This is a genomic window from Scytonema sp. PRP1 (genome assembly GCF_036697665.2).
Lineage (GTDB): Bacteria > Cyanobacteriota > Cyanobacteriia > Cyanobacteriales > Nostocaceae > Kalymmatonema > Kalymmatonema gypsitolerans.
Genome location: NZ_JBAHYJ020000079.1, coordinates 77,973 through 96,830, shown reverse-complemented (window position 1 = coordinate 96,830; position 18,858 = coordinate 77,973). Strand labels below are relative to the sequence as shown.

Annotated in this window: 11 protein-coding genes; 8 read left to right on the top strand and 3 right to left on the bottom strand. The window is 45.3% G+C overall.

From position 1 onward, the window contains the following. From V5G28_RS18080 to V5G28_RS18065, 4 genes are all read left to right on the top strand, one after another. A partial coding sequence (locus V5G28_RS18080; RefSeq protein WP_336231136.1) for a hypothetical protein occupies positions 1-183 on the top strand: 183 nt, incomplete at its 5' end. A 374-nt stretch (positions 184-557) separates the two neighbouring features. Next, a complete protein-coding gene (locus tag V5G28_RS18075) occupies positions 558-1,847 on the top strand; it encodes a hypothetical protein (protein WP_332994509.1) in 1,290 nt (429 codons plus the stop codon). 181 nt (positions 1,848-2,028) lie between these two features. Further along, positions 2,029-4,926, top strand: coding sequence for a peroxidase family protein (locus tag V5G28_RS18070; RefSeq protein WP_332994507.1), 2,898 nt, complete (start codon positions 2,029-2,031; stop codon positions 4,924-4,926). Between the two features lie 145 nt (positions 4,927-5,071). Next, the gene (locus V5G28_RS18065; RefSeq protein ID WP_332994504.1) at positions 5,072-6,094 is read left to right on the top strand and encodes a 2-dehydropantoate 2-reductase; all 1,023 of its coding nucleotides are present in this window, start codon (positions 5,072-5,074) and stop codon (positions 6,092-6,094) included. A 77-nt stretch (positions 6,095-6,171) separates the two neighbouring features. On the opposite strand, the gene V5G28_RS18060 is transcribed toward V5G28_RS18065, so the two are convergent. Then, a complete protein-coding gene (locus tag V5G28_RS18060) occupies positions 6,172-8,643 on the bottom strand; it encodes a hypothetical protein (protein WP_332994502.1) in 2,472 nt (823 codons plus the stop codon). Between the two features lie 558 nt (positions 8,644-9,201). Between V5G28_RS18060 and V5G28_RS18055 the strand changes: the two genes are divergently transcribed. Further along, positions 9,202-11,331 (top strand): single-stranded-DNA-specific exonuclease RecJ, encoded by a 2,130-nt coding sequence (locus V5G28_RS18055; RefSeq protein WP_332994499.1) that lies wholly within the window; start codon positions 9,202-9,204, stop codon positions 11,329-11,331. A gap of 66 nt (positions 11,332-11,397) precedes the next feature. Here V5G28_RS18055 and psb30 read toward each other — a convergent pair whose 3' ends face one another. Next, the gene (gene psb30 / locus V5G28_RS18050) at positions 11,398-11,529 is read right to left on the bottom strand and encodes a photosystem II reaction center protein Ycf12/Psb30 (protein WP_096564198.1); all 132 of its coding nucleotides are present in this window, start codon (positions 11,527-11,529) and stop codon (positions 11,398-11,400) included. A 146-nt stretch (positions 11,530-11,675) separates the two neighbouring features. Between psb30 and V5G28_RS18045 the strand changes: the two genes are divergently transcribed. Together V5G28_RS18045 and V5G28_RS18040 are read left to right on the top strand one after the other, a co-directional pair. Then, positions 11,676-12,026, top strand: coding sequence for a YkgJ family cysteine cluster protein (locus tag V5G28_RS18045; protein WP_332994494.1), 351 nt, complete (start codon positions 11,676-11,678; stop codon positions 12,024-12,026). Between the two features lie 198 nt (positions 12,027-12,224). Further along, positions 12,225-13,943: an ATP-binding protein gene (locus V5G28_RS18040; protein ID WP_332994491.1), complete on the top strand. Its 1,719-nt coding sequence runs from the start codon at positions 12,225-12,227 to the stop codon at positions 13,941-13,943. A gap of 78 nt (positions 13,944-14,021) precedes the next feature. Here the strand turns inward: V5G28_RS18040 and V5G28_RS18035 are convergent, their stop codons facing one another. Then, positions 14,022-15,299: a glycosyltransferase gene (locus V5G28_RS18035; protein ID WP_096564200.1), complete on the bottom strand. Its 1,278-nt coding sequence runs from the start codon at positions 15,297-15,299 to the stop codon at positions 14,022-14,024. 549 nt (positions 15,300-15,848) lie between these two features. On the opposite strand from V5G28_RS18035, the gene V5G28_RS18030 reads away from it, so the two are divergent. Further along, entirely contained in the window at positions 15,849-18,776 is a 2,928-nt protein-coding gene (locus tag V5G28_RS18030; protein WP_336231132.1) for a PAS domain S-box protein, read from the top strand. Positions 18,777-18,858 lie beyond the last annotated feature (82 nt).

The following is an 18,858-nucleotide window of genomic DNA, read 5'->3' as shown; positions in this document are numbered from 1 at the left end:
GCTGTTAATCTTACTTTTAGGTGCCAATACCAGCTATGCAGACTTTCCCAGACTTTGTTAGTTCTTAGCGCGAGATGGATTTTTGCCACGACAATTACCACTATTGGGCGATCGCCTAGTCTACTCGAATGGCATCATTGTTCTCTCACAAGCCCCACAGCGACTCGTGGTTCAACTGCATAAGTTAGTGCGATTGAAATTTATTCCAGATTAGTTGGTGAAACGAGAGTTCTAGCTTGATGGGCAGAAATTTTTCCGAATTCCGGCTTGTGCAAACTGTATCTATTCTCAAAGGAGTTGAGGGAAGTGTCCTGATAAATGCGTTTAAATTTTAGCATATATTTATTTGGCTGCCAAGGATACAACACTAGTGAAAAACTACGGTTGCTTAGCCGTAACAGGTGATACATGAAACTGCCAAGAGGGCTCTCTTTTTGCAAGATTGCAGCCACCATTGTAGTATCAAGGATTTGGTAATGAAAACAACACATCCAGGGCTTGAGTACGCGCTCGAGTATCCCTTGTTTAAGGGGCTCTTTGAGCGGAGAACGCGTCGGATGAGTAAGGGAATTAAAGTCGTGCCTGCTGGTCCGCTCACGTATACCTCAAACCAAGAGCCGCAGCCACTAGACCCGCTAGAGGAAGCGGTCCTGATAGCAGCAACAGGTCTGACAGGACGGACAACGCCAGACCGCCCCTTTCAAGACGAACAGGGGAATAACATCATGGGCACGCCAAATCTTAATATGATTGGTCGTGCTGCGGGGAGTCCTGATAACGCTCAAGCAACCCATTTTTTCCTGATCAACGACTCGGGAACTTATTTCCTGCGTCGTCCCCCAAATCTCCAGCCAATCGATATTTACAACGCCACGCCAGACCAGTTGATTGAATTGGCCGAAGCCTGCAAGCAGAAAATTCTGGACCACAGGCTGGAGATGCCGAGAGAAATGCCCTATTACATTGGCTCGAATCGCTTTGTGTCAAATACTCCCGGGAGTACGATTTTCTTGCCAATCGTTGACGTTACTTGGCAATATATCAACGGTCTGATGTTCCTGCTCACCCAACCAGATGGCTACAGACCTGCGTTTACTGACGAGATGAAGTTCAATCGATATGCGGGCGTAGAGAAATGGGTGCGCTCTGGGTATTTGAACAAGGACATGAAAATACCCCTAGGCTTGCTTGAAGGAATGCGTGCCCCATTGGAAGCACCTCTTTTACTTCAAAATCTCATGCTCGTGTTGCAAGCAATGGGGCTGGGCGGTTGGATTCATGCCTCTTTCTCAGGACCAATCCTCACAGGTAACCCAGCAACTAAGTTCAAAACTGCCTTCCAATTCGAGCATCAAAAGCCACGATTTAAACTAACAAATATTCTTAATTGGTTGACTTACTCAACTGGTGTCCGCCCAAACCCTGTAGGTCTTCCAGGCGTGATTGAAGGGCTTTGTCCGCCTTACGTCAAAGATATGTCTGAGGCAGTAGACCGTGTTATTGAGCAGAAATATGGAAAAGAGGGTGTTTACTCAGATATACATTACTTCGACAAAATCTTTAAGAACGGACTTGGCGAAAAGTACATCCAGAATGTCCCTCACTATCCGCCTGAAGTGATTGAGGTGACGAAAGATATCTGCAATTACATCTACAACACCTATGGTCGTTTCCCAGCACACACGGACGCAATACAAGTCCCTGGTATCTGGCTTCAAGCTCACCATCTAGATTTGGATTATTACGACCACCTCTTCCGCGATGGCTACGATAAGTCCCATGCCTTGCACCAAAAACTTTGGCATGGCGCGGGTGATGGTCTGAGTTCGCCCATCACTGAAGAATAGCTAAGGGACTTCCAAATAAAAAAATATCCCAAATTTTCTTGTGGGATGGGTGTCCCCACCCGTCCCAATATTCAGGGCGGGCTAGAAGCCCACCCCACAAGATGGATAATTTATTTCTTGGAAATCCCTAAGCAGCTGCAAACAATGATGAATCTCGTAGTTTCGTAAGGTAGCAATAAGTATGACTCTTATTAATCGTAGAACACTCACGAATACTGTTAGTGGTGCAACACTGACTGGTGAAGCTTGGAAAGAAGTTTTCCTCGGCGGTAGTCCAGAAGCCGAAGCTCAACTGCTCAAGGAGTACGCAGATGATATTCAAATAGTACAGGAGCGCAATCTCAAGAAATCAGGAGGAAAGGCAATCCAACGCGCTCTGCACGCTAAGATTCAGGCTGGCATTACAAATGCAGAGTTTAAGATTGACCCAGACATTCCACAGCACTTGCAGCACGGTATTTTTCAACCTGGCAAGACTTACAAGGCACACGTGCGTTTATCCAATGCTTCAGGGTTGGTGCAGCCGGACACCAAGAATGACCTGCGCGGGCTGGCAATTCGCGTGTTCTCCACAGACGAGCAGGGCAAAGAGCGAATCAACGATTTCCTCATGACAAATGCGCCGGTATCCCACGCACGAAATGTGCGCCAGTTTATGGAGTTCGCCAAAGCTGCTAGCAAAAAACCTTCATTTCTCCTGCCTGTACGCCTGATATCCTCTGTTGGTCTGGGGGAAACAATTCGGATGCTGACCAACGTGATAACCAACTCTTCTCGCAAGGTTGGAAGTCTGGCGACCGAAACCTATTGGAGCCGCGGACCCTTCCAGCTCGGTCAAGCTGCTCTGCAATTCCATGCTCAACCAGCTGCTGGCACACCGCAAACATCTCCTGGAAAAACTGACAATTACCTGCGACAGGAGTTAGTCGAGCGTCTTAAGAAGAACGCAATTACCTACGATATCATGGCTCAACTTTTCGTAGACGAGAAGAAGACGCCGATTGAGGACGGAGCCACCCGTTGGCAGGAGTCGGTTTCGCGACCATTTAGAATTGCACAACTGATTTTGCCGCAGCAGGATTTGGGCCAACAAGGGGCTGATGCCGAGGCAATGATTCAGCAAACCGCCTTTAATCCTTGGAACGGCGCGGAGATATTTCGCCCCCTTGGTCAGCTTAACAGGGGACGCAAGCCGGTTTACGTGGCAAGCGAGGATTTCCGGCTCAAGCGTCAAATCCCAGTACCACCGCGATCGCTACTTACCCGCGCTATTGAGGGGGTCTTTGCCATAGTCAATCGACTCGTCCGTTGGGACAAACTGCCCGCGTGGCTCGGTGTTCTCAGCCTCGCCCAGCTTCGCACCGCTTTGCGCGAGAAAAATCTTTACGATACGGAAACCGAAGCTTCCCGAGCAAACCCACTTCCCCACAGGTGTCCAGCAGAATACCTCACGAACCGCTCACCAGACGGCTCTTACAACGACCTCAGCGACCCGGATATGGGTCGTGCAGGCAGACGCTTAGGTCGTAATATCCCCTTGGATCGCGTCGAGCGCCCTAGCGACGAGCGGATTATGACGCCCAACCCCCGTATGGTTGCGCGGGAACTGATGACTCGAGACAGCTTTAAGCCAGCAACCACGCTCAACATCTTGGCAGCCGGTTGGATTCAGTTTATGACTCACGACTGGTTCTTCCACACGACAACTGATAAAAAACCGCCCTTCGAGATTCCCATTGATAACAATGACGATTGGCCCAAGGAATACAGTCCGATGCAAGTTCCTCGCACTGATGCAGATCCCACCCACACAGCAGATCCAAAGGATCATCCAGTGGCATACCTCAACCGCGAAAGTCCTTGGTGGGACGGGTCGCAAATCTACGGACGAGATTTAAACAGCCAACACAAAATGCGCTCTCATCAAGATGGAAAACTGCTTGTTGGCGAGCGGGGTCTGCTTCCACTGGCAAACAAAAACGATTTGCAAGGTCCACGAAGCAGCGTTGATGGCATCGAGAAAGCTGGTGTCAGTGAAAACTGGTGGTTGGGGCTAGGACTGATGCACCTGCTGTTTACCCTTGAGCATAATGCCATTTGCGATCGCCTCAAGTCCCACTATCCGACATGGACTGACGACCAACTCTTTAACAAGGCTCGCCTGATCAATACGGCGTTGATTGCCAAGATTCATACGGTAGAATGGACGACAGCTATCCTGGGACACCCAGCTTTACAAATTGGAATGAATGCAAACTGGTGGGGACTGGTTGGAGAGAAAATCACTAAACTCGTCGGTCGCATCAGTTCAAGTGAAGGTATCAGTGGTATTCCTGGCTCGCTTACTAATCACTTTGACGTTCCTTACTCCCTGACTGAGGAATTCGTATCCGTCTACCGCATGCACACGCTAATACCCGACCTCTTCACCTTCCATTCTGTGGAAACCGATGTGCTACTTAGCGAGGCGACACTAGGGGAAGCTGTAGGACCGCGTGCGCGTGAGATTATGGAACAAATCGACACCAGCGACCTGTTTTACTCCTTCGGCATTGCCAACCCCGGAGCCATTACTCTCGGGAACTACCCCAACTTCTTACGCACTATCCCCAGACCAGGTGGTCAAGTTTTTGACTTAGCAGCCGTAGAAATTCTTCGCGATCGCGAGCGGGGTGTGCCTCGCTACAATGACTTCCGCGAACTGCTGCGCCTACCACGAGTCAAGTCTTTCAGCGAGCTAACGCCTGACGCTGAACTCGCTAAAAAGATTGAGTTAGCGTATAACGGCAAGATTGACGATGTGGATTTGATGGTTGGTCTGTTTGCCGAAGAACCCCCCAAAGGATTCGGATTTAGCGACACTGCTTTCCGCATCTTCATTGTGATGGCTTCCCGTCGTCTCAACAGCGATCGCTTCTTCACAGTCGATTACACACCAGAGGTCTATACCCCAGAGGGTCTAGAGTGGATTGCCAACAACACTATGATTAGCGTTCTGCTACGGCACTATCCAAAACTAGCTCCTGCACTACGAGGCAGCAAAAACGCCTTCGCACCTTGGCAGCGAATCGGCACATGATTGCCGCCGTAATTCCCCATCCGCGTATAGAGATGGGGAATTACGACGCTTTGTTAAAAAACTTAAAAAAACTTAAGTATTTTTTGGGTAGGAAAGGAGCAGCTAAGTGTACTTTCTGTAACACTGGTTCAAATAAGGGTGAAATATGACTGCAAAACAACTCAAATTCGGCATACTGGGTGCGGGAAGCATCGGTAGCTATATCGGCGCACATCTGATTCATGCAGGAATTGATACAATCCTGGTAGGACGCGAAAAACTGGCTCAAGAGATTCGGGGAAATGGTTTGCGGATTACGAACCTCACAGGGACGGACTTTCGCCTAGAGCCGGAGCAAGTGCAGTACGCAACTTCAGAAGCAGCCCTGGCTGATCGGGATATTGTACTGGTTACCCTGAAAAGCTTGGCGACAGAGGAAGCTGCACACAGTCTGAAAAAAGTTTTGCCTCCTGGGAAAACGGTTGTTAGTTTCCAGAACGGCGTGCGGAATGCGGAGGTACTGCGCTCTATCTTGACGGAACAAGACGTGCTAGCTGGAATGGTTCCCTATAACGTAGTGTGGAACCCAGGTGCTCATTTCCATTGCGGAACCACTGGAGCCCTTGCGGTGGAGGAGCGGGGTGATATTTCGTTTGCTGTGGTTTCGGGTTTGCAGTACGCTGGACTGGCAGCTAAAGCTTACGCCAACCTTCCTGGCATCTTGTGGGGCAAACTGATATTTAATCTGAACAATGCCATCAATGCCTTGGCAGATATTCCCTTACGCGAAGAGCTTTCACAGCCTGCGTATCGGAAAATCATTGCCGCTGCCATGCGCGAAGCCCTATCGGTGTTGCAGCAAAGCGGAATTCGCCCAATTGCTTCCGGGCGTATGCTCCCTGGCGTTGCACCCTTGGTTCTGCGACTTCCTAACTTTCTATTTTTCCGCGTCGCCTCCAATATGATTAAAATCGATCCACAAGCTCGTTCTTCTATGTGGGAAGACTTGCAGCGAGGTCGCAAAACAGAAATTGACTATATCAACGGAGAAATAGTCGCTCTGGCAGAAAAAAATGGGCTGGCGGCACCTATAAATGGTGCAATTACACATTTAATCAAAGACGCAGAAAAAGGCGCTAAGCCCAAAATGTCCGCACCAGAACTGGGGAAATGGCTAGGGCTAGCATGATTCTACCCTTGTTATTTCCACACCCGCTCCACTAGCCAGTTCCGTAAGATTAGCACCAAGAAAATTAGGACTTCTCCCTATTTTTGCAACCCTGTCGCGGTATCTGGCAATGTCTTTCCATCTCCATTCACAAAAGCCCAACGACTAATCACTCGTCCTCCGTTTTCTAACCCTCCTGATAACCATTGTGGTACAAAGCCATAGCCCCCTTCTTCCCATTGTCCTGACTCAATCGTCCAGAATTTTTTACCTTTATTTCCTCCATTGACACGCCATGCAAGATTAGGGAAATAATAATCTCCTGATTTTAAGGAGTTTAATTGTGACTTTAATTCGGGGATTGCACTCAAAGAAATCGCTCCCTCATAAATCGTCTGATTACCAGCACGAGTAAATTGTATCTTTCCTTCTGCTCCACCTGATGGAGTCGCATTCATTTTCATTAGAGGCGGATTCAGAGTTGCATTGGTTGGATAATATCCCTGATGATTTGTACCAGGAGCACGATATCTCCACAACTCACTGTTATTTCCCGTACTATACGTAGCAAAAAATTCATAATCTACATCTGCAGCTAAAGCCTTTTCATAATGCGAGTGACCTTTTAGCAAGTCATCAGGATTATTTTTCATGCAATCGATATTAAGAAATAATCCATCTCTATTATCATCACCTTTAGCGCCATCAACTCGATTTTTTCTGAACCATTCAAAACTAGGATTAAATGGAGGAAATGGCGCATGGTTATCGTCTGCAACTTCCCCGGCGAAATACAAGTTATTCGCATCCCATGCTACTTTGAACTTATATGCTCCATCACCCATAGTTGTGGCAATGACATCAGACCAGTCATTCAAATTACCATCTACATTTATCGTTTTCTTTGGAGCATACGCTGATTGTATTTTCCAGGAACCTGTTTGCGGTGATGATTTTCCATTTATTGATAAAGAGTAGCTAATGTTGTAATTGTTATTGCTATTTGTAGAGAAGGAATTGATTGGGAAACTAATAATTTTTTGTTCGCCTGGTTGTAAATTTTCAAATCCTATACTGTTTGTCGCTAAATTCCATCCATTGGGAGGTGTTATTGTTAACTTTCCGCTACGAGGTTGATTGACGACATTTTCAAGTTTTATGTCAATTGTTCTACCTTTTGTAACAGGTCCTGATAAAGATAATGCTGTGACTTTTACTTCCGTTTTTAATTTAAAATTCGCATTTTGCAATATCTGCTTTAACTTGGAAGCTGGCATATCAGCGACTATATATACAACTTCTACTGGATTCAAAGGAATGTTATTCAAATTGTTGATTCTATTTCCTCTGTAATCATATGCCTGTATACCTGGTTCATTGATAGACATAATCCCAGAATACTCATCAGAAGGAAGATTTCCTTTCGCCTGACTACCTCCATTAGGATTCCAGGGATTACCTATATCACCATAAAATGGAGCATTGACAAATACCGCTGCTCTAGCACGCTTATCTGCTGAATAATCGTTTTCAAAAACGATTCCCCACATTGATTTTGAATTAGGAAATACATCATCTACTATTTTGGTTCCTTCCAAAACCCGAGTCATCGTTTTATATGCATCCTTCGCAGCATTATTGTCTTTGATATCGTGCATTCCATGTCCACTCCAGTTAAACCAAAAAGCTCTTACGGGTCTTTGAGCATAATGACCAGCTAACATATGTAGGAGGTAACTGGAGGGTATTGTACGAGCTACCCAGATGTCTTTATCTGAGGAGAACATCTCAGTATATGTTCCAAACTCTGTTTGCCACGCTCCTGCCTTACCTTGTGTCTTAGAAAATTTTTGATCTAATTTTAATTGCATCAATGTACCATGGAAGGCACTCGGACTAGGAAAAGCATACGCATGATTTATAGAGCCATCCACATACCCTATATCATTCCCCTTACCATACATAATATCCCTGCTATAGGCTACAGAACCTCCGCCAATTAAATTAACATTTGGAAAATCAGTTTTTACCTTTTTCCAAATTCGTTTAATCATGTCTCTATATTCTTCAGCAGTCCCACCATTCCATGCCCATTCATCAACCCAAGGTTCATTCCAGTGTTCATAATTAGGCATCAAATCATGAGTAGCCGCTACCCAGTCATAAAATTTTTGTATATAAGCATCCATATTTTTTGGAGGTCCTAATTTGTCCTCTTTCCAAGGGGATGGATAAAAAGGAGTTTGTAATGTAGATACCCCATAACCTTTTAAGGTATTTATCCTGTCTCTCAGGATTTTAGGATCACCATTCCAGCGGTCAAATTCCACTTGTATACCACGAACCCATTTGACTCCAAGTTCCTGAGATACTGGACCGACAATCTTTGGATCACTATAACCAAATTCTAAACCGAACGGAGAATTCGGAGCTAAACCAGTGTACCTTGGAGGTAATTGTGCATAGCTATAACTTTTTAGGCTCAATAATAAGCACAAAAATCCTACAAGTAAACTTTGCCCTAAGTACCTCAAGCAGACTTTTAAAGCAATTGTTTTTTGTTTTTTCATAGAGATTAAATATTCACTAAAACAATAAATTTTGGCTTTCCTTTTTGTTGTATTACAGTAAGCTTCTGTGTGGACTGGAGTGTTTGATTTTTCTATTTGTAGAAGATGAGTTGCAATTGCACTCTAAATATAGACTGAAAGGGTACTTTTGAGTGAAATGGTAACATCGGTTTTCTTTCAGGTGGGCATTGACCAATATCTCAAATGTCCATCAGATTGGCTTTTAGAGCGGTTTGCAACCCGGAGTAAGGTACACCAAAGAAATAATAAACCACAGATGAAGACAGATGTAGGCGTAAGCCGTGCCGTAGGCTACACTCATGGAACACACATAAATCTGTACTTCATAGGACTTACGCACAGACAACGGAAATAGGAACCGCAGAGAACACAGAGGACACGCAGAAATAAGAGTTTCAGAGATATTTTGTGTAAGTCCTACTTGATTCAAACGAGAAGCGCTATAGAGGCAAGGAACATCCTAGGATTTGTGGTTTAATCATAAGAATCAGCGCTGTAATAAAGAAGTTTTTGCAACACAATCATTAGTTTCACACTGTGTTAGACCAAACCACGCCTGAATTTTCCCGTCTTCATCGACGACTACCTGATCAAAGGTGGCAAATTTCCCCTCAAAAAACAGAATTGGCGCATAAATTGGCGGAAATTACAAATTTACCGCCCTTAATCAACCAACTGTTGATAAACCGGGATATTGAAACAAAAGAACAAGCGCAAGCTTTTTTAAATTCAGGAGATTTGATCTTACCTTCGCCTTTGGACGACTTTCCTGATTTGGCAATGAGTCTGGAGTTGTTGGATTGGGCGATCGCCTCTCAAGAAAAAATCGCCATCTGCGGTGACTACGATGCTGATGGAATGACAAGCACTGCTTTACTTTTGCGTAGTCTGCGTTGGTTGGGCGCTCAAGTCGATTATGCTATTCCCAGTCGGATGCATGAAGGCTACGGTATCAATAAACGGATTATTGAAGAATTTCATAGCGAAGGCGTAGGATTGATTCTGACTGTGGATAATGGTATCTCAGCCTTTGAACCAATTGCCAGAGCTAGAGAACTTGGTTTAAAAGTCATTATCACCGACCACCACGACATTCCTCAACAATTACCCCCAGCTAACGCCATTCTGAACCCCAAACTCATACGAGAATCTTCACCTTATCGCGGTATTGCTGGTGTTGGCGTCGCCTATATTTTGGCTGTATCCCTCGCCCAAAAACTAGGACAGGCTAATGATGACATATTAGCTTCGATGCTGGAACTGTTTACATTGGGAACCATCGCCGATTTAGCTCCCTTGACTGGCGTTAACCGCCACTGGGTAAAAAGTGGTTTGCAGCAGTTACCCAAATCTAAGCTTGCTGGAATACAGGCGCTGATTCAGGTGTCTGGGGTGCAGGCGAGTGGGGGACAAGGGGAGGAATCAATTCAAAATACCCTACGGGAAGCCACCCTTCAGGCGTCTACAAAATCCAAAATTCAAAATTCAAAATCTCTCAAGCCTGAGGATATTGGCTTTCGGCTGGGTCCGCGAATTAATGCAATTGGTCGGATTGCTGACCCACAAATTGTTATAGAATTGCTAACGACTGACGATATGGGAATAGCGCTGGAAAGAGCTATGCAGTGCGAAGCCATTAACCGCCAGCGTCGGGAAATGTGCGAGCAAATTGAGCAAGAGGCAATAGAAATCGTAGAAACAGAATACCTTGCTTCTCTACCACAAGACCGTGTACTAGTCATTGTGCAACCTAACTGGCATCACGGTGTGATTGGTATTGTTGCTTCTCGTTTGGTGGAACGTTACGGTGTGCCAGTGTTTATTGGTACCTTTGAGGATGAAGAACACATTCGCGGTTCAGCGCGTGGAATTCCAGAGTTTCATGTATTTGATGCTTTGGAATATTGTCAGGACTTGCTTGGCAAATTCGGCGGACACAAAGCTGCTGGGGGATTTTCTTTACCATCAGAGAATTTGGAGGGCTTGCGATCGCGTCTGAGTGAGTTTGCCAACAAGTGTCTTGAACTCCAGCACCTCAAACCACTTTTGAAAATTGACACTCAAGCCAACCTTAATCAAATTCATTACGAGCTTTATCAACAGCTGAATGTTTTGCAGCCTTGTGGTATCGAAAACCCAGATCCAGTCTTTTGGACACCGAATGTTCAAATCCTTGAGCAACAAATTGTGGGCAAGGGTCATCTCAAGTTAACCGTATCACAAACTATTGATGATTCCCCGTCCAAAATTAAGGCGATCGCCTGGCGCTGGCGTGACTATTTTCCTCTACCACCGCGACTTGATATTGCTTACAAATTACGAGAAAATCACTTTAATGGCAACACGACTATAGAGTTGGAGTTAGTTGGCGTTAGGCTCCCAACTCAGTCTCACATTTTTTTTGCTTCACCACCAACGCCGTTAAGAACCACCATTGAGTACAATCAACGCCACTACAACTGTGGTATCTATAAAAATGGCTCTGTACCCGAATTAAGAATTGGATATCCTGAAGGCAAAATCTTAGCTGTTGAGCTAGGACATACCATCGCCTTGTTAGGAACCAATCGTCAAGAGGCTATAGAGGTTGATGTTTCTCAACCCGAATACAACATGATCATTCAAACTGCGCTTCAAGCTTTATCCGTTCTGAGCAACGAGTACTGAGTTCCGAATCATTTCTACTCAATACGCACGGGCGCAATGCCTTGCGCCCCTAGCTACTCAGCACTCTTACAGGTCGCCGTTGCGAAATGCCAGCACAAAAATGACCGCAGGACCGGCTAACATGATGAGTGCGACAGAAACGAGTTGGAAAATAACTTCCCAATGAATATTGCCTAGAGTATTGGCTAAAGCTTCCATTTTTCCTCCCAAAGGAAATGATATAACTACAAACCCCGCAATTGATCATATCCGGCGATCGCCCACTCTCTTTAATTTACTTAACAAAATTATAGAAAAAACTATAAAAATTAAAAAAATAGTACCGTTTAGAACAGGTTTTAGTCATGGCAACTTGGCAATGTGTTAAGCAATGTGGAGCCTGCTGTCATCTTGACCCAGCAGATCGTCCAGACATATATGAGTATTTATCACCAGAGGAACTGGAATTGTATCTGAGTATGGTAGGTGAAGGAGGATGGTGTGTGAATTTCGACAAAGATTCGCGAGAATGTCGGATTTACCCAAACCGTCCGCGATTTTGCCGTGTGGAACCAGAGGTATTTGAGGAGATGTATGGTATTTACCCTGAAGAGTTGAACGATTTTGCCATAGACTGCTGTTATCAGCAGATAGAGGGGGTGTATGGCGACAGAAGTCTGGAAATGTTACGCTTCGACCAAGCAGTAGGTATGTAACAGGGAGTGGGGATTAGGGGCAATGGGGATTAGGGATTGGGTCAACCCTTTGCTTAATTCATCTTTGTACGGCATTAAGAATCCCCATAGCATAATACCAAGTGAACTGCGTTGCAAAAATCTTTCCAACTATAAATGCGAGTGCTGGACTCAACGATCCACAATGGAATCTGAAGCGATCGCTGCGGAAGATACAACGTGAACGGAGACGAGTTTGTTAAGCAGATTCAAGACTTGCAGAAACGGATGGCTGAACTGCAACAGAATGCCAGCCAATTACCGTTACAGCAACAAAGTCAGTTGACTCAAGACCTTGAGAGATTGAGTCATGCTTTGAGGGACTTGCAGGTAACAGAGGAAACCATCCGGCCTTTGCTGTCTGCGGTACAGCAATCCAAAGATTCAATTATCATTACTACAGCAAAACTCGATCCACCGCACCCTAAGATTGCCTTTGTCAATCCAGCCTTTAGCCAGATGACTGGTTACACGAGTGAGGAAGTGCTAGGCAAAACTCCACGTATACTGCAAGGTGTCAAAACTGATCGTGGGCTGCTAGACGACTTACGTCAACATCTATCTGACGGAATACCTTTTCATGGCGAAGCAATCAATTACCACAAGGACGGCACAGAATTTTATATTGAATGGCATATTACCCCAATTCGTAATGTCAACCAGATGATCACGCATTTTGTTGCCATTCAACGAGACATTACCGCTCGCAAACTCATGGAGCAAGAACGCGATCGCCTGCTTGAACGGGAGCAAGCGACTCGTGCTGAAGCAGAAGCGGCAAACCGAATCAAAGATGAGTTCTTGGCAATGCTCTCCCATGAATTGAGAACCCCGCTCACCCCAATTTTAGGCTGGTCAAAGCTGCTGCAAACAAACAAGCTATCGGAAGCGAAGCTTCAAGAAGCACTGGTCAAGATTGAGCAGCATGCCAAACGTCAGGCGCAACTGGTCGATGACTTGCTTGACCTCTCGCGGATCATACAAGGCAAATTAGCACTCAATTTGACTTCAGTCACACTAGTCGCGCCGATTGCTGCTGCTTTGGAAACGGTTCGTCTAGCGGCTGAAGCGAAGTCAATTCATATTAAGACGATGCTTGACGTGACTGTGGGACAAGTCATCGGCGATGCAAGCAGACTGCAACAAGTCTTCTGGAACTTGCTTTCAAATGCGATAAAATTCACACCAGAGGGCGGTTGTATTAGGGTGGAATTAGAACGAGTGGATCGCTATGCCGAGATTGTAGTTAGCGACACGGGACAGGGTATTCATCCTGACTTCCTACCGTTTGTGTTTGACCGTTTCCGGCAGGAAGATGGTTCCATCACGCGCGAATTTGGGGGCTTGGGCTTGGGACTGGCTATCTCCCGGCAACTTGTGGAAGCTCATGGCGGAACGCTCGTGGCAGAAAGTCCTGGCGTTGGGCAGGGCGCAACCTTTACTATCAGACTACCTTTAATGACGACTTCCCAACAAACAAACTTAAACAGCGAACCGCCCAAGCCATGCCTAGATTTGACTGACATAAAAGTCCTGGTGGTAGAGGATGACGCTGGTACGCGGGAATTTGTCGCCTTCGCACTCGAACAGTATAGAGCTGATGTCACCGCAGTGGCATCGGCAACTGAGGCGCTAGAAGCACTGGCAAACGAGAAGCCAAATATATTGGTGATCGATATTGGGATGCCAAAAGTGAATGGCTACACGCTGATACGTCAGATCCGAGCAATGACGCCAGAACAAGGAGGACAGATTGCGGCGATCGCCCTCACGGCTTATGTAAAGGAGCATGACCAGCAACAAGCACTTGCGGCTGGTTTTCAAAAGCATGTCCCTAAACCTGTTGAACCAGCCGAATTAGTTGCAGTTATTGCCCAACTTACTCGCAAAGAGCAATGAGTTTGCGGTGGCTTTGGTTAGAATTTGTTGATATTGAGAAAAGGCTAGAAATCCAACCAACACCCGACTGGCTCTCAACTATGATGACTTTTTGACTGGCTTTCGTGTAGATACAACTTTTTCAATAACGGAAGCAGCACTCCTGACGCCAGGAGCATTTTGAATGGCTTGCTGTAATTGAACTGCATTTGTTTTGTAAGATTTGCCTGTTAACACTTGTGTGATTGACTCACGCAACTTAGGGACACTTAAGCGTGAAAGAGGCACAGCTTTACCCGTACCCGTCCAAGCTATTCGTGCTGCTACACCTGGCTGGTCAAGGGAAATGGGGATTGCAACCATTGGCACACCATAACTGAGGGACTCTAGGGTGGTATTTAGTCCAGCATGGGTGATGACGAGGCTCGCTTTTTCCAGCAGTTCTAGTTGAGGTGCATACTGGACAACAATTGGAGAACCGGGCAGTTCTGGCATAGATTCTGGGCTAATTCCACCACCTAAGGAAATAATCAATTGAACATCCAAACCCGCACAAGCTTGTGCAATATATTCAAAAACGTATTGCAAGCGATTTTGTAAAGTTCCTAACGATGCGTAAACCAAAGGTTGTCCGGTCAACTGTTCAAAGGGAAAATCGACAGATTGGCGAGTCTTTGAGTTAAACAAAGGACCTGTAAAATGAACGTGTTCGGGCAAATTTTGCCTGGGAAATTCAAATGCAGTGACTTGTTGGCTAATTAGGGCTAGTTGGGAGTAGAGGTCGTTAGGGCTAGTGTAGGTCGGCAAGTTCCACTCACAGCGATAATCAGCTATCACCTTGACAACAGGTTGTACGACACGGTCTAACAATGCGTACCCCAATTGATTGCGTAGCCGCGCCCACCAAGCAGGACTATAACTCCAAAGAGTACTAGAAGGAGGAATGGTAAAATCCCGATAAGACATCAAAGCACAACCGATGCTAACGAAAGGGATATCCAAAAAATTTGCAATAGTTTCTCCTTCCGGGGAAACCTGATCTATAAGCAGTGCTTCTACTCCAGCTTCTTTGATTGCCGCTGGTGCTTCTTTTAAGAAAGTAGCTGTTATATTTTGTAACCACGTGACTGTATATCGTATCGCTCCTAATCCGCTTAGCTTTCCCTGCTGAGAAAAAATTTGTGTCATTGCACCTAAGGGAAAAAGAGATTCACCAATCGCCCTAAATTCCAATCCTGCTAAGCGCGTGCTTGCTTGCGCGTCAAGAATTCCAAATAACGTAACCCGATGACCGCGCTGTTGCAGTTCCCATCCCAAAGCGGTCATCGGGTTGAGATGACCGGCTGTCGCTGGACAGATAATACCAAAATGGCTCATGGTAAATATTTGCTTTGGTTTTACATTGTTAATAATTGTAAATTATCTAAGTGATTAACATTTATTGTTGCTTTTGACTCCTCCCGTGCCGTCTCTCTTCGCTTGGGCGATCGTACTTCAAAAGTCTGGATGTTCGGCTTAAGCACTACAAAACCATTCTCTGTGGTGTCGCCCCGCAATGCTGGCTTTTAATTCTCACAAATTTGCGGAGGATTCTACATATAAAATTCCTATTTAATTTTTGAACAGAACTCACTACAGTTTATGTTCCCTATTAAGAGTTCCCTAGCTCAACTAGTAAGTTCATAAACCAAACCGGATTCCCATAACATTTAAATTACATTATCGGCTGGAAAAACTCAATTCGCTGAAGTGCAAGCGGTTCATCCAATTGGGTGAATGCGAAATTGAGCTTGAGAATATAACCTGAAAAAAGAACTCGTTATATAAAAATTTGTTTGGTGGATATGCAAATACAGGAAAACTGCCAAAAAGCTGGCAATTGTCTTTCCTGATACATCAATGACTTGTGGATAAAAAGCTTAGAGTGTGAATGAAACTGTGAAACTGCTGTATACACCCGATAGTCAACAAGGAACATTGCCGCTACTGGAAAGAATTGCTGCCAATTTACCGGGGATGATTTTCCAGTTCCTGAAGCGGCATGATGGATCTGTGTGTGTTATCTACGCGAGTTCTGGCTGTAGGGAACTGTTTGAATTGGAACCAGAAGTGCTGCAAACAGACTTTCAAGCGTTGAACAAACTCATTCATCCGCAGGATGTTCAAGCTTTTGAAGAATCTATTGCCATCTCTTGTACTACGGGAGAACCTTGGCACTGGGAAGGTCGCATGATCACAAACAGTGGTAAACTCAAGTGGATTCAAGGGACTTCTCGCCCAGAAAAACAACCATCGGGAGACATGATCTGGGATGGTTTGCTCATAGATATTACAGATCGCAAATTAGCACAGGAGAAGTTGCAAGAAAGTGAGGCACGCTACAAGGCAATTTTGGATGCTATCCCCGATTTGATGTTTCGCATTAGTCGCGATGGTCAATATCTGGACTTTAAAGGTGAGGGAGCAAATGTTACGATTCCCAGAAATGAAATCGTTGGAAAAAATTTGCAGGATTTATTACCTCCAGATGTGGCATTAAAAAGCCAAAAGGCAATTGCGAAAACTTTGGATTCAAAAACTTTGCAAACTTGCGAATATCAACTGCCAACCCCTCTGGGAATGCGAGATTATGAGGCGCGGTTGGTTGTCAGTGGGCAAGACGAAGTTTTGGCAATTGTGCGCGATATCACAGAACGCAAACAAACGGAAGTCGCCTTGAGAAATTTGGCTCAAAAGTTTACCAAGGTTTTTCGTTCCAGTCCCAATCCTATATCTATTAGCACGCTGGCAGAAGGACGCTACATAGAAGTTAACGACAGTTTTGTGAAACAGGCGGGTTATGAACCACAGGAAGCGATTGGTCGTACTGCTTTTGATTTAAATATTTGGGTGAACGAGAGCGATCGCACCATTGTGTTGCAAGAATTGCAAAAACACGGGGTGATTCGCAACATGGAATTTGAATTCCGCCGCAAGTCCGGTGAGATACGTACTGGCTTGTTTTCAGCGGAAGTCATTGATTTGGATGGGACTGCCTGCTTATTATCCGTTAATCATGATATCACGGAACGCAAAAAAGCAGAAGTTGCCTTACGCGAGTCCGAGGAAAAGTTTTCTAAAGCCTTTCGTTCCAGTCCTAACCCAATTACCATCCTGACTCTTAAGGATGCCCGCTATCTCGAAGTCAACGATACTTTTGTGCAAATCACTGGTTTTTCTCGGGAAGAAGTGATTGGTCGTACGCGCAACGAGTTGAATTTGTGGGTTAACCCATCTGATTGCGCCATAGTAGAACAAATCCTGCAAGATCAGGGATTTCTTCGCAATTTAGAAACGCAACTTTACACAAAGACTGGTGAGATAAGGGTGGTACTGTTTTCAGCCGAGGTGATTACTTTGGGTGGCGAACCTTGTATGCTTTGTGTGACTAATGATATCACAGAACGCAAGCAAGCGGAAGAATTATTGCGTCTCTCCTCAAAACGCGATCGCTTGTTAGCTCAAACGCTATCACGAATTCGCTCCTCACTTAACCTAGACCAAATTTTGCAAACCACCGTCAACGAAGTCCGGCAATTTTTGGAAACGGATCGAGTTTTCGTGGCATTAAACCAGACTCATAACCCATCCGGAGTTCGTGCTGAATCAGTAAATCCCAAGTATCCATCAGTCCTCAATTGGAGAAATGAAGATAAAACTTTTTTGCAAGAAATCAAAACAGTCCTGAAAAGCAATCAGGTACGTATTGTTGAGGATACCACACAAATAGCAGCATCTCCTAAATTAAAAGCGGTCTATAAACAATTTCAAACCAGAGCAACCTTAGCTGTACCAATTATGCAAGGCGAGGAATTGTTTGGTGCGTTGGTTGCCAACCAATGCAGCGAACCGCGCCATTGGACGCCTCTAGAAATTGATTTACTCCAGCAAATGTCGCAACAGGTGGCGATCGCCATTCAGCAAGGACAACTTTATCAAGAATTGGGGCAACTTAACACTAATTTAGAACGTCAAGTAGAAGAGCGTACTGCACAGCTACAGCAGAAAATGCAGGAACTCCAAGAACTCAACAGAGTCAAAGATGTCGTTTTGCACACCGTTTCCCACGAACTACGGACTTCTGTGATGGGTAACTTGATGGTGCTAAATAATTTGCTTAATCGGGGACTAGGGACTGGGAACCGGGGACTAGGGACTGGGGAAGAATCAAAGATACAAACAAATCAACTAGCAAGCACTTCTTCCTCTTCAGCAATCGCCAATCGCCAATCGTTAATCCCTGTACCTGACTCAATTATCAAGCGGATGATTCAAGGCAACGATCGCCAACTGGAAATGATTGAATCACTGCTGGAACTTCATTCAACTGAAGCACAGGGAATTGTCCTGCATCGCGAGGTCGTTTCATTTAGCTCATTGGTTGGTACAATAATCAGAGACTTGGAGCCAATGCTGACACAACATCACTCAAGTGTGACAAATTTGGTTCCAGACGACTTACCCTTAGTGATTGCCGATCCGGCACATCTGCAGAAAGTTTTCGTCAATTTGTTTGCTCATAGCTGGCAACACAATCCACCAGGAGTCAAGTTTACCTTGAAAGCCACAGTGGAAACAGGAATGATTCGCTGTAGCATTCAAGATGACGGTGTAGGTATGAGCAAGTTGGAGTGCGATCGCCTCTTCGATTTGTATGTGCGCGAACCGCAAGCTCGTTGTTCAACAAGGATTGGCTTAAAAATGTATCTTTGTCGGCAAATTATTCAGGCACAAGGCGGTGAAATTGGTGTCAGTTCCAACCGTAAGCGTGGGTTAACCTTCCACTTCACATTACCTCTGGCAAGTCCATCCTAAGATGTTAATACGCAGTTGCGTTCAATATGAATTGTTGAAGCGACAAGGGAGATTAGGAGGACAGGGTAAGATATATGAACGC